The organism is Peribacillus sp. R9-11 (assembly GCF_031345095.1).
Lineage (GTDB): Bacteria > Bacillota > Bacilli > Bacillales > DSM-1321 > Peribacillus > Peribacillus butanolivorans.
The window spans coordinates 5,238,297-5,250,702 of record NZ_CP133763.1; the positions used below are offsets into that span (position 1 = coordinate 5,238,297).

The following is a 12,406-nucleotide window of genomic DNA, read 5'->3' on the forward strand; positions in this document are numbered from 1 at the left end:
CTAGCTTTACATTTCTGAAAGGAGTTTAAGAATTTGAAAAATAACATTCGGGAACTACGCAAAGCGCATCAACTTACACAAGAAAAGCTGTCCGAACTTACAGGCGTGTCCCGACAGACGATTATTTCTATAGAAACAGGAAGATTCGACCCTTCCATCAAGCTTGCTTACAAGCTAGCGAAAGTGTTTCAACTGGCCATTGAAGATATATTTATATTTGAGGAGGAGTTATGATGGAGGATTTTAACTGGGGGGCCTTTTTAGGAATCACGCTTGGGATTATTTGCGGACTGACTGGATTATGGTGGGGACGCCGTGCCGCCGCCAAGCAACGGGGATTAGATGAACGATTTGACCTCATCCGAACTAGAGCACGGGCATCCAGTTGGTTTTTCCCAATTATTGGGACGTGCTTTTTTTTCTTGTTATTGCTTTTTGGAGTGAAGCTCTCTGTTGCAGCTGTCCTTGGCATTCTATTGTTCATTCATCTGGGCTCATGGGCGATCTTCGTTCTTTATTATCAAGCGAAGTTATAAGCCGTCAACATTCCATTCATTTTTCCGACTTCAAATATACTGCGAAGTAAGCTAATCCCAATTCGATACCGCATAGTACGATCAGACAGAGTAAAGTTTGGACCATCCTAATCTCCTCCTCTAAGACTTTTTTCAATCTTAAAGGATGAAACCCATACCAGAACAAGACCCTGAATAAAGAAATCTTTAGTTCTCTTATTCTCGCCTCTTGCTCTGAAATGGGTTTCATACGATACAATAAAAAAAAAGAAAAAACGGTGATCCTATGACAAATATTAAAGAAATTGCTCAATATGCAGGTGTGTCCGTCTCCACAGTGTCTCGTGTAATGAATAATCACCCATATGTTAGTCCTGAAAAAAGAAAGAGTGTTTTACAGGCCATTGACCAATTAAACTATTCGAGAAATATCAACGCCATTCATCTTTCAAAAGGCAAAACGAATCTAATCGGCGTCATCATTCCATTCACCAATCACCCCTATTACGGAGCAATCGTGCAAGGAATTACAAAACAAGCCAATGCTATCGGCTATCATATAGTCATCTTTCAAACACAATATGAAAGAGAAAAAGAAATTCAGGCATTGAATATGTTACAAATGAAGCAACTCGATGGCATTATCGTTTGTTCAAGAATTTCAGAAATGAAAGTCCTCTTGGACTATCAAAAATATGGACCAATTATCTTATGTGAAGATACAGCCCAGGCTGAATTATCGTCCATAAGCATTGATCACTATGCCGCTTTTTCCTCTGCACTTGAATACGTGGTTGCTAAAGGATATAAGAAAATCGGATACAGCCTCGGGCGAAAAAAGAGCAGAAACAGCTCCCTTCGTACAAAGGCGTTTAACGATATTATGAATAAGTATCATCTTTTAAATAAAAAAGAATGGCTGTTTGAAGGCAGTTATCACATCAAAGATGGTGAAAAATTGTTCCAAGATTGGAATTCTATGATAGATAAACCAGAGGCTATCATCATTACTAATGATGACACCGCGTCCGGATTCATTCTTACTGCCAACAAATTCGGAATGAAAGTACCAGAAGACGTGGCCATTCTAGGTTTTAATAATGATAGCCTCAGTGAGATGCTCGATATCACAACCGTTTCCTTACCGCTTGATTGGATTGGCAAAATGGCTGTTGATCTATTTGAAAATCCTGAAGTTATCAGACATGTAAAATTAGATTATACTCTTATGAAACGAAAAACTATTTGAATTATCTTAATTATCCAAATAAAAGATGTTTAAATGACAAACATTTAAACATCAAATTCAAGTGATACATTTAAAAACTAGGAAAAAATAACCTTGAAAAATAATCATTGCGCTATCTATAAGATTATTTTATAATTTTAATATAGTAAAGTTTACTCAATGACCTGCTGACATAGAAGTAATTGTTTGAACTTTATATTGAAATCGTATAGGTTGACTAGAAGTTGACGCAACGATTTATATATTTAGTATAAGAAAATTGAATACTTCCTCATTTACCGATGAGTTAGAGGCTGCGGCTTATAAAAGTAGTACGGACGAGATTCAGGAAAATTGACGACTCCGTTTGAAAGGATAAGTTGCCGAAGTTTAGATATGGTCCTTGTATATCTAGGCTGGCGGTGTTACCGAATAGGAACACCACTGTCACGTTTTATTAACGTGGGGAGCTATCTTCGGAAGGATAAACGGGTTTATTATAAACAGCCGTCGATCTTTTTCGACTGCTGTTTTTTTATATATCGTTCCCTTCCAATAAAAAGGAGTGTAACATCAATTGTCAAATTCACAAACAACATCAAATCCCACTGAGTTGAAAAGGAGCCTGAAAGCACGTCACTTAATGATGATTTCATTAGGTGGAACGATTGGAACAGGTTTATTTTTAGCAAGTGGCGGTGCCATCCATACCGCTGGGCCTGGAGGTGCTTTGGCAGCATACGCAGCCATTGGCTTCATGGTTTATTACTTAATGACAAGTCTTGCAGAAATGGCAGCATTCATGCCAGTAGCCGGTTCGTTCCGTGTCTACGCATCCAAATTCGTCGACCCATCTTTCGGCTTCGCGATTGGCTGGAACTATTGGTATAACTGGGCCATCACAATTGCAGCTGAACTGGCTGCCGTTGTCCTAATTATGAAATTCTGGTTCCCGGACAGCTCGTCCATTATCTGGAGTGCCGTTGCGTTAATTATTATGTTTCTTTTTAACTATATGTCTGTTAAAGGATTTGGCGAAGCTGAATTCTGGTTTGCTTTAATCAAGATCGTGACCGTTATCATCTTCTTAATCACTGGATTTCTAATGATTTTCGGAATCCTGGGGGGAAATGACCCAATTGGTTTTTCTAATTTCACCATGGGAGAAGGTCCATTTAATGGAGGCTTCTTCACAATTCTAGGAGTATTCATGGCAGCAGGTTTCTCTTTCCAAGGAACAGAATTACTTGGAGTTACAGCCGGCGAAAGTGAGAATCCGGAGAAAAATATCCCTAAAGCGATCAAGTCCGTTTTTTGGCGCATCCTTTTATTCTATATCCTTGCGATTTTTGTAATTGGAATGATTATTCCGTTCACAGATGCACGTTTATTAAGCGAAGATGTTGCCGTCAGTCCATTTACACTTGTATTTGAACGCGCAGGTCTTGCGTTTGCGGCATCGGTCATGAACGCAGTTATATTGTCATCTGTGCTCTCTGCTGGTAACTCCGGCATGTATGCTTCAACTCGTATGCTATGGGATTTGGCCCGCGACGGAAAAGCTCCGAAATTCCTTGGCAAGCTCGATAAAAGAGGGGTACCAGTGAATGCTCTTATCGCGACTTCTTTAGTTGGTTGCCTCGCTTTCTTAGCTTCATTTTTTGGGGACGGTGTTGTTTATATCTGGTTATTAAATGCTTCAGGTATGGCCGGGTTTGTCACATGGGTTGGAATTGCGATTGCTCATTATCGATTCCGCAAAGCCTATGTAGCTCAAGGTCTTGATTTGAATGCTTTACCATACCTTGCTAAAGGATTCCCAACTGGACCGATTTTCGCGCTCGTCTTATGTATTTTCATTATCATTGGACAAGGCTACCAAGCTTTCAGCAGCAGCGGGATTGATTGGAATTCAATGTTTGTTTCTTACATTGGCCTGATCTTATTCTTCGCCCTATGGTTCGGCTATAAAATTAAGTATAAAACTAAAATCATCCCACTTGAGGAATGTGATTTTAAAGTAAAATAAGCGTTTTAAAAGGACCTGATTTCCTCTTCAAGAGGAATCAGGTCCTTTTTTTATCATTTCCCACCAGAAGACTCCCTCTTCAAGCGTGTGAGGGGCGAGAGCCCAACGGTAAGGGAGAGATGAATGGCGGTTGGCATAAGCCAAAGTAATCTTTTGGCGAACGCACGTTCTGTGGTTAATAATAACTATAAGGGGGTGAAACCAATGGTCGTAAACAAAGCTTATAAATTTCGAATCTATCCAACTAAAGAACAACTAGTTCTAATCAATAAAACGATCGGCTGCTCCCGTTTTGTCTATAACTTCTTTCTAGGCAAACAAAAGGAGAAAGATGCCTACTGGTATATTTGTGAAGAAATGAAGCAGAACGGCCAATTACCCTCTAATGAATGGAAAGGTTCTTTTTTGAATAAATACGCAACAATCAAAGAACTTCCAGATTTAAAGAAAGAGTATTCTTTCCTGAAAGAAGTAGACAGTATCGCCTTACAGAAATCGGTGGAAAATTTAGCAGATTCCTATAGTCGATATTATAAAAAGCAAAACAAGTCACCACGATCGAGATATTAACGCAGGACTCAATCTAATGAATGAAGCCATAAGGCTTCTAACCGTAGGAACTACGGGAATAGCCTAATTAAAAATTGGCCGATAGGCTAATGTTCTTAGGAATCCCCCACTTCAATCAGACCGTAAGGTCGATAAGTGGGGGGTAGTTCAATTCAAATGATAAACACGGCATTCAAACGGTCGCAGAGGTTTAACGGAAATTTCCTCAATCGGCAGTTGTTCATAATTGCCGATTAACAGTGTAGCAGACATTGTATCTAACCCTTCAGGTATGGAATAGGAAGCTTCATAGTCTTTGAAATTACATAACACCAGCAGCTTTTCTTCATCAAGTGTTCTCGTATAAGCAAATATTTGTTCATCATCAGGCCATAGTAGTTCGTAACGGCCATAAACGACGATTTCATGTTTTTTACGTAATTGAATAAGCTTTTTATAAAAATGAAAGATGGAATTCGGATCGTTATAGGCTTTTTCTGCATTGACCTCCGGATAATTAGAATTGACACCGATCCAAGGAGTTCCCGCTGTAAACCCCGCGTTTCTTGAGTCATTCCACTGAACAGGTGTCCTCGCATTATCTCGACTGCGCGCGTAAATGGCCTCTAGCATCCGCTCTTCTGTCCATCCACACGAATTCACAAGTTCCTCATAAGAATTCAGCGTTTCAATATCGCGGTATTCATCTATTCTTTCAAAGCAAACGTTGGTCATACCCAGTTCTTCGCCTTGATAAATATAGGGCGTTCCCTGAAGCATATGCAGACAAACAGCAAGCATTTTTGCGCTTTCTACCCGATACTTCCCATCATCTCCGAACCTTGAAACAATTCTCGGTTGATCATGGTTATTCCAGTATAAACTGTTCCAACCATCCTCCTCTAAACCAATCTGCCACTTGGAAAGAATCCGCTTTAAGTCACTCAATTCCCACTTTTTGTTACTCCATTTCCCTTCTGGTCCTCCCCCCAAATCCATATGTTCAAATTGAAAGACCATATGTAGCTCACCACGTTCTTTCCCTGTGAACAATTGAGCTTCATCAGGTGATACACCAGGCATTTCACCAACCGTTATCAAGTTATAACCAGAAAGCACTCGCTGATTAATTTCCTGCAAAAACTCATGAATGCGCGGACCATTCATGAAAAATGGACTTCCATCACCATGCTGCTTCCCATACCGGACATCCCCGTCCAAATATCGCTGATCTTTCGAAAGGAAGTTAATAACATCCATTCGGAAGCCATCGACTCCCTTATCCAGCCACCATTTCATCATGCTATAAATTTCTTCACGAAGCTCAGGATGTTCCCAATTTAAATCCGGCTGTTTTTTACTGAATAAATGCAAATAATATTCATCCGTTGCCTCATCATATTTCCACGCCGAACCTTTGAATATGGATTCCCAGTTATTTGGCTCCTTTCCATTCTTCCCAGGTCTCCAAATATAGTAATCCCTCTTCGGATTATCTTTAGAAGACCGGGATTCCTTGAACCATGAATGTTCATCTGACGTATGATTGACCACAAGATCCATCATGATTTTCATTCCACGTTCATGAACTGCCTTCAATAATCGGTCAAAATCACTCATTGTCCCAAACTCAGTCATAATCGAACGATAATCACTAATATCATAACCGTTATCATCATTGGGAGATTGGTAAACCGGAGAAAGCCATATCACATCTACACCCAGCTCCTGTAAATAATCAAGTCTCATCAATATTCCTTTCAGGTCCCCTATCCCGTCTCCATCGCTATCCATAAAACTCCTGGGATACACCTGATACACAACCGCCTCTTTCCACCATGTTTTGTCCATTTCCTCCACACCCTTCATTAAGCAAATTGACATAAATGTTTACATCAATACACCTATTATAAAGAGCGAAACTTCAGAATATTCTTGATTAACGAATCTATTTAAGGAATTTTTATATTATGGATTTTTTTCCTTATTCTGCGATTCCCGTTTGAATCATTTCAATATCTACAGCCAAATCAATTGGAATATGAGGATATACTTCCTCCCAATGTTTTCGATTAAAATTTCTTGTTTTACTTCTAGCGATATCACCCATCGCAATTGGATCTATATTATTTTCCTGAAACATAGTTAACATCTTATTTAGTTTTTTTTCAATGGCCTGCTCAGCTTTATTCTCAATATTTTTCACGTCGAGTGGTTTGCCCAAGTCATACCCTTGTACCTCAAGTATACTTGCCTTTATTTTCACTTCAATCCTGACCTTGGGCTCTTGGTTTGCATGTAAGATATCATAATGGACATGTGATTGAACGTTATTAATATCAATAAAGTCATTATCCTTCAATTTTATTTCATAACTCCCCAGTTTGAAGTTTTCGCTAAGTACTTTGAATAAGAAACCGTCCTCATAAGAAATATACTTACCAATGTACCTGTCCTTTTTAAACAGAGCTATCCCTTTCACCCGTACACGCTCGCCTGCTGTTTCCAATAATGGCATAACCGGATCAATTCCTTTACCATGACTGGCATATAAATAGTGGTGCAAATCGACATTAGGTAAATTCGTTCTGATGTTTTGTTCAATTAGCTCTTTTACTTGAACCCCTGGAGTTTTGGATAACTTCGGCTCTATTTTAACTACATCATCAGCTCTGCCATGAACAACAGCTAAATATAGATTTCTTCCTACCATTGGGTCACGCCTATATGTATCGACATAATCATTGAGGCCTTTTCCAGCTAATTCTTCACTATAGAGAATTACTGATAATCTACCACCAACAATTGGAAATGTGGTTTTAGAGTTTTCTTGCTGACGAGTAGCTTTTACGTCATGAGAAATAGCTTCATAAACTTCCTTACCTAGGTTTGCTTCCTCTCCAAGTTGAGGAACATTGACAACAACTGTTCCCTTAATCTTATGGTCACCAGCATCATCATAGCCAACGACTTCGGCAATTAAGATATCTTCTAAAATTTGCTTCTCCACTCCGCACGCTGTCATTAATACGCAACCTAATGTAATCAATAGTAGTTTGGTTTTCATGGTTTATGATCCCTCACTTTGTAAACAATCAACTGCCATAAAAATAAAAAGGGAAGGTACAGATACATCATATAAAAACCCATACGGGAAATGTACGTATTTAACAAATCGATTTTATTGCGATTATCCAAAAAAATACAAGACACTAAAATAACCATCAGAATAATAACTAACATTTTTTTCTGTCGGAACCCAAATACCCGTTTCGCACATCTGCTTGCAGCCCAGACTCCCAGGCATGCATTCGGTATCACCATAAAAAGCCATATAGAAATTCCTATGTATTCAAATCTTTCAATAAAGGGTAGGTCTACAATTTTCCATAACGTCAAAGTTGCCCAAATAACATCTTTCAGCTGATCCTGGTGATAGTATGCTAATGAGACAAGAATTGAGATGAGATATAGAAAAGTTGTATAAAGTGCCCCGAGATGGGCCCACTTTTGAGACCGTTCACGCTTTTTTATAAATGGATAATAGACCAAGAGCAGTTCAAAACCGAGATAATTCAGCGTCATCGACTTACATGCTTTCATAATATCTAGAAAGGAATGATCCAGGACAGGTGTCAAATTATAGAAATGAGCTTGTTTTAATGGGAAATACTTCAAAAGCATTAAGGGCAATCCAATCATCAGCCCGATCATACAAAAACCGGTGATAACTCTAAACCCTCCCGTAACAAAACTATAAACAAGAATCAGGATGATGGTTAATAACAGCGGGATATTAACACTAGGGAACATCCAAACCTGAATAACCTCTAAATAAGTCCTAATAATAATGATGGAAATCAATATAAAGTAGAGGATAAATACTATATTGAAAGCATTTCCTGCCCATTTGCCAAACAAATCTTGATGGACAGCAACCAAATCAAGTGTTTGTGGACCGCGTCCTAAAATTTTGTAGCACATCCAAAGAAGAATATTTATGATTAATCCTGAAATTAGGACTGATATCCAGGCATCTTGGCCTGCCTCTTTTGCTATGATCCGTTCAAATCCCAATACCCCTACTCCAATTTGCATACCTGGTATGAGGAAAGAGACAAAGAATGGAGAAATCTGTTTAGTCACATTTGTTTGAGCTTCCATGCTTTCTCACCGCTTTCTACACCTTATTCATCAATATCATTTTGGGATTTTTCGGTTTGAGTCTTCTTTCTTATTCTTACTGGATTTTCAGTCCGCAAAAAATGCGGACGTTTTTTCTGTTTTGAAAAGTGAAGTCGAATAAAACTATCTTTAAAATCCTTAATTCTTAGCGGATAAAGCGGTTCTAAATATGGACTGCCAAGTGACGTCAGTTTTAATAAATGACTTAAAATAAATGCACTACATAATGCTATTCCAAACAATCCGTATAACTGGGCGCCCAATAAAAAAGGAAAGCGGATGAGACGAATCGTATTACTAATCTGGTAAATAGGTACCGTAAAAGAAGCAAGGGCAGCCAAAGCGACAAGCATTAATAAAACATTACTAACAAACCCCGCTTCTACAGCGGCTGTACCGATAACAATACCGCCAACAATACCGATGGTAGAGCCGACCTTTGCCGGGAGCCTTACCGCAGCCTCCCTCAGCAATTCAATCGTTCCTTCAAGCACTATTGCTTCTAAAATCGGCGGAAAAGGGATGACCCCCCGTGAGGAGATTAAGATTGGCAATAAATCCGTTGGAATAACCTGATAATGATATGTTAAAACTGCAACATAAAGAGGCGAAGATAAAACAGAAAATAAAACTGCGAAAAGGCGAATCAAACGAAACGAAGTACCGATATTCCAAGTTAGAAAATAATCTTCAAATGACGAAAAAAAACTAATGATGGTGTTGGGACCTATCAATACATGAGGTGATCCATCCAGCATTATCCCTATTTTCCCTTCTGTTAATACACTGGCCAAATGGTCAGGCCGTTCTGTATCAATCAGCTGGGGGAACATCGAATTCCGATTATCTGTTATCAGCTGGCTAACAAAAGAAATATCCACGACCGTATCATAATCGATGTCATTTATTCTCTGCATAATCGTATTAATATTTTGTTGATTAGTAATCCCCTCTATATAGAGAACTACTAACCTGGTTTGTGAGATACTCCCTACCTGAAATTCTTTTGCCTGCAATTCGGGAATTGGGAGACGATTACGGATTAAATTTAAATTCGTATCAATCGATTCTACAAAGGCCTCTTTAGGACCCAGGACAGTATACTCCGACTCTGGAGTAGAAATTTGCCTTTTAACACTGTTGACACATGGAATTAACAAACAATTTTTATCATCTTTTTTGTATTGAATCATGATTGATCCTGTCAGCATCAACTCTTTAATTTCGTTTAAGTCCGCCGTTTCTTTTATATCTCCGACTGGAAAATCACTTTTTAATTGGTGGATATCTTTCTTTGGTTGATTCGAGATAACAGGTAGCAATTGTTCATGGACCTGTTGTGAACTAACTAGTGATTTAAAATAGGAAATGATATAGCCTTCTTCATTTGGGAATAGGTAAGTAAGAAAATCAGATGACTCTTCAAACTTTTTAAACAGTTCCTGAAAATCCTCAGAAGAATGCTGAAAAGCTATTACCTCAGATTTCTTTTTTCCATTAAAAAACCTCACTTTCCCGCCCCCTAACACCGTTCTAAGTTTACCCAATTATTGTAACCAGACTCCCCAAAGTTAGTCATAAAATCCCATTACCTCAGAACCTGACACAGTAGCTGAATACTCTAGCCTAGTGGTTTATCTCTTCATTAAACATAAAAGACCTATCCGTATCATTTTCAAGCTCTTATAAAGCTGAAAATAAACGAATAAGTCTTAATGCGGAAGGGATTTCACCCCTTATTAATCACTCTGAGCTTGGAAAAATACGTGTTACAAGATCACGGAATTCATCAACAAATCCTTTAACAGGCTTTCCATTATTTATATCGGTTACATAATCATTCATTCTTTGAACAAAATCAGGGTTCGTAGACACATACACTTTTTCTACGGATGAATCGGCTCCTCTTACAGAGTCGGCGATTCTATCTTTCAATTCATTTGTAAGATCCTTATCCGCCCCGTCATTTAGCTCAGCCCCAACATACGCATGATGATCAGTTACAATAACCCAGGCATTTTTTACTTCCTTCAAGGCCTCAACACGATTTGAGATATCTTCAGAAACCCTCAAATCGTTTGTACCATTATCATTTATATTATCATTTAGATTATTATCATTTAGATTATTATCATTTTGCCTTGTGTCACTTACCCTCATAGGTGTATCATAATTATCCTGATTGTTCCGATTAAGTCCAAGATTTTCATTTGCTCCTTGTTTATCATTAGACGTACAGCCTGAAATCAATAATGCCATCATGGCACTTGATACTACCGCTTTATAATTCATTTTCCTCACTCCTTACAAATTGTTTAATGCTACTATTTGCAAGGAAGCAATTAATTATTCAGAAGAGGTGACCTTTAATCCAATAATGCCAATCAAAATGCAACCAACAAAAACTAAGCGCATCGCATCTTTTGGCTCGTTAAAGACAATAATGCCAACAAGGACGGCACCGATTGCCCCTATTCCGGTCCAGATTGCATATGCTGTCCCCATCGGCAATGTTTTTATCGCCGATGATAAAAAATAAAAACTAATAACCATACCGACAATCGTTATGATAGAAGGAATTAATTTTGTAAAACCCTCCGTGTATTTCAAACTCGTTGCCCATATTACTTCGAATAATCCTGCAATAACTAAGTATAACCAAGCCATCTTTTCCCCTCCAATACAGAAAAAAACCCAGTAGGTTATAAATATAACCTCCCGGGCTTTTTTCCCTCCGTGTACGCAAAAAAATCCTGCGGGCTTCTCTCGGACCAGCCTGCAATTAAACCGCGGAACCCTAGAAACTTTTTATCCCTATACTATATCACGCAATATCAAAAGTGGTCAAATACATCCTCAACCGTTTCGTCTGCTTCTAAGGTTTCATTTTTCACCCTTGATTGTAAGCCAAATATTTTTAAATGGTTCCGGCGTTTGTTTAGCTGCATCAACTGTATATTGAACGGCCTCTTTTTTATATTGAACATCTTCTGTGATTTCCTGCTGTCTCAATGCTAGCTGATCCGTCTCTGATTTAATTTGATCCGTTTTTGCCTGAATCCGTGCAACGGTTTCCGTCACGTTCTCAATTGCAGGTTTAGTATCCTTATATGTTTTGAGTGCAAAAAAGACTAAGTAAATAATGGCTCCAATGAAGAGGGCAAGACTAATATATACAATTAACATCTATAATTCCTCCTTCTTCTTTTATCTCTAATATACCCATAATACTGGGCAGAAAACGACTGGCTATGTATTTTATTTTATTCCTGGACATATTATTGAAGAGAAAAGGAGGAATGAAAAATGAATCACACACCTCTCATTAAGGCTTGTCTTAAAGCTGGGTTACACTTTATTAGACATATGACCATTCAGCAGGCTGCCACAATTGCAGGAATCGTTTTTCTTATCATTCATCCAGAAATATTTAGCCCTATTTGGCTAACCCTGGCAACCTCTGTCTTAATATTACTCTTTCTTTGACATGAAGATACCCCTCTATAAAAAAAGTTTTACCGCAGGCGTTTCACTAACAGCTTTTAAAAGTTCAACCCCAAACATCAAATTATTTGAGTTCTGTGCAATCATTTTTGTAAACATTTCTTTTACCTTCGATACACTTATGATTTGTCCTTGCTCACTTTCTCTACTCATTGAAAATATTTGCACATACAATCTTTAATTAGTATTAAATATCTTCCTGGAAGTTTCCCTCTACAAGCCACAAGACTACATTGAGGTACATACTGAACAAGAAGGCAACAGGCCACCGCGTAAAGTATACTCGATTAATGAAAAGGGCAAACAATATTTTACGAACTATTCATTCCTAACCTCTCATCAGCTGAATCTACCGTTGGAGAGAACCATCCCTGTGCGGAAAAGCAGACTTTCTGA

Annotated in this window: 13 protein-coding genes, 1 pseudogene and 2 riboswitches; of the genes and pseudogenes, 6 read left to right on the forward strand and 8 right to left on the reverse strand. The window is 38.4% G+C overall.

What is annotated here, in order from left to right; all coding sequences use genetic code 11:
* Positions 1-33 precede the first annotated feature (33 nt).
* The 5 genes and pseudogenes from RE409_RS25545 to RE409_RS25565 all read left to right on the forward strand — a co-directional run.
* Positions 34-234 (forward strand): helix-turn-helix transcriptional regulator, encoded by a 201-nt coding sequence (locus RE409_RS25545; protein WP_056524628.1) that lies wholly within the window; start codon positions 34-36, stop codon positions 232-234.
* Positions 234-536: a hypothetical protein gene (locus tag RE409_RS25550; protein ID WP_201187243.1), complete on the forward strand. Its 303-nt coding sequence runs from the start codon at positions 234-236 to the stop codon at positions 534-536. Before RE409_RS25545 ends, RE409_RS25550 begins: the two co-directional genes overlap by 1 nt.
* Positions 537-801: 265 nt before the next feature.
* Positions 802-1,764, forward strand: coding sequence for a LacI family DNA-binding transcriptional regulator (locus tag RE409_RS25555; RefSeq protein WP_201222710.1), 963 nt, complete (start codon positions 802-804; stop codon positions 1,762-1,764).
* Between the two features lie 279 nt (positions 1,765-2,043).
* Positions 2,044-2,224: riboswitch (Lysine riboswitch) on the forward strand.
* Positions 2,225-2,320: 96 nt separating this feature from the next.
* The gene (locus RE409_RS25560; protein WP_242485361.1) at positions 2,321-3,772 is read left to right on the forward strand and encodes an amino acid permease; all 1,452 of its coding nucleotides are present in this window, start codon (positions 2,321-2,323) and stop codon (positions 3,770-3,772) included.
* A 204-nt stretch (positions 3,773-3,976) separates the two neighbouring features.
* Positions 3,977-4,330 (forward strand): annotated as a pseudogene (locus tag RE409_RS25565) (helix-turn-helix domain-containing protein); the annotation flags it as partial.
* A 159-nt stretch (positions 4,331-4,489) separates the two neighbouring features.
* On the opposite strand, the gene RE409_RS25570 reads toward RE409_RS25565, so the two are convergent.
* The 7 genes from RE409_RS25570 to RE409_RS25600 all read right to left on the reverse strand — a co-directional run bounded on the left by RE409_RS25570 (position 4,490) and on the right by RE409_RS25600 (position 11,692).
* Positions 4,490-6,172 (reverse strand): glycoside hydrolase family 13 protein, encoded by a 1,683-nt coding sequence (locus RE409_RS25570; protein ID WP_309558263.1) that lies wholly within the window; start codon positions 6,170-6,172, stop codon positions 4,490-4,492.
* A 133-nt stretch (positions 6,173-6,305) separates the two neighbouring features.
* Positions 6,306-7,388, reverse strand: a complete 1,083-nt coding sequence (locus RE409_RS25575) for a Ger(x)C family spore germination protein (protein ID WP_201187246.1) — start codon at positions 7,386-7,388, stop codon at positions 6,306-6,308.
* Positions 7,385-8,485, reverse strand: a complete 1,101-nt coding sequence (locus RE409_RS25580; protein WP_309558264.1) for a GerAB/ArcD/ProY family transporter — start codon at positions 8,483-8,485, stop codon at positions 7,385-7,387. Before RE409_RS25580 ends, RE409_RS25575 begins: the two co-directional genes overlap by 4 nt.
* A 23-nt stretch (positions 8,486-8,508) precedes the next feature.
* Complete coding sequence (locus tag RE409_RS25585) at positions 8,509-10,017, reverse strand: spore germination protein (RefSeq protein WP_309558265.1); 1,509 nt, start codon at positions 10,015-10,017, stop codon at positions 8,509-8,511.
* Positions 10,018-10,249: 232 nt separating this feature from the next.
* A complete protein-coding gene (locus RE409_RS25590; RefSeq protein ID WP_201187249.1) occupies positions 10,250-10,798 on the reverse strand; it encodes a YhcN/YlaJ family sporulation lipoprotein in 549 nt (182 codons plus the stop codon).
* A 54-nt stretch (positions 10,799-10,852) separates the two neighbouring features.
* Positions 10,853-11,173, reverse strand: coding sequence for a quaternary ammonium compound efflux SMR transporter SugE (gene sugE / locus RE409_RS25595; RefSeq protein WP_201222706.1), 321 nt, complete (start codon positions 11,171-11,173; stop codon positions 10,853-10,855).
* A 46-nt stretch (positions 11,174-11,219) separates the two neighbouring features.
* Positions 11,220-11,318: riboswitch (guanidine-I (ykkC/yxkD leader) on the reverse strand.
* Between the two features lie 71 nt (positions 11,319-11,389).
* A complete protein-coding gene (locus tag RE409_RS25600) occupies positions 11,390-11,692 on the reverse strand; it encodes a DUF948 domain-containing protein (protein WP_201187253.1) in 303 nt (100 codons plus the stop codon).
* 120 nt (positions 11,693-11,812) lie between these two features.
* Between RE409_RS25600 and RE409_RS25605 the strand changes: the two genes are divergently transcribed.
* Positions 11,813-11,992 carry a hypothetical protein gene (locus tag RE409_RS25605; RefSeq protein ID WP_053348658.1) on the forward strand — a complete coding sequence of 60 codons (180 nt, stop codon included), beginning with the start codon at positions 11,813-11,815 and terminating at the stop codon, positions 11,990-11,992.
* A 15-nt stretch (positions 11,993-12,007) separates the two neighbouring features.
* On the opposite strand, the gene RE409_RS25610 is transcribed toward RE409_RS25605, so the two are convergent.
* Positions 12,008-12,163 (reverse strand): hypothetical protein, encoded by a 156-nt coding sequence (locus tag RE409_RS25610; RefSeq protein WP_309558266.1) that lies wholly within the window; start codon positions 12,161-12,163, stop codon positions 12,008-12,010.
* Between the last annotated feature and the right edge of the window lie 243 nt (positions 12,164-12,406).

Excerpts from the sequence above, each read along its gene's own strand:
- RE409_RS25550 (WP_201187243.1), top strand. The coding sequence starts at position 234 with ATGGAGGATTTTAACTGGGGGGCCTTTTTAGGAATCACGCTTGGGATT.
- RE409_RS25555 (WP_201222710.1), top strand. The coding sequence starts at position 802 with ATGACAAATATTAAAGAAATTGCTCAATATGCAGGTGTGTCCGTCTCC.
- RE409_RS25570 (WP_309558263.1), bottom strand. The coding sequence starts at position 6,172 with ATGGACAAAACATGGTGGAAAGAGGCGGTTGTGTATCAGGTGTATCCC.
- RE409_RS25575 (WP_201187246.1), bottom strand. The coding sequence starts at position 7,388 with ATGAAAACCAAACTACTATTGATTACATTAGGTTGCGTATTAATGACA.
- RE409_RS25580 (WP_309558264.1), bottom strand. The coding sequence starts at position 8,485 with ATGGAAGCTCAAACAAATGTGACTAAACAGATTTCTCCATTCTTTGTC.
- RE409_RS25590 (WP_201187249.1), bottom strand. The coding sequence starts at position 10,798 with ATGAATTATAAAGCGGTAGTATCAAGTGCCATGATGGCATTATTGATT.
- sugE (WP_201222706.1), bottom strand. The coding sequence starts at position 11,173 with ATGGCTTGGTTATACTTAGTTATTGCAGGATTATTCGAAGTAATATGG.
- RE409_RS25600 (WP_201187253.1), bottom strand. The coding sequence starts at position 11,692 with ATGTTAATTGTATATATTAGTCTTGCCCTCTTCATTGGAGCCATTATT.
- RE409_RS25605 (WP_053348658.1), top strand. The coding sequence starts at position 11,813 with ATGAATCACACACCTCTCATTAAGGCTTGTCTTAAAGCTGGGTTACAC.
- RE409_RS25610 (WP_309558266.1), bottom strand. The coding sequence starts at position 12,163 with ATGAGTAGAGAAAGTGAGCAAGGACAAATCATAAGTGTATCGAAGGTA.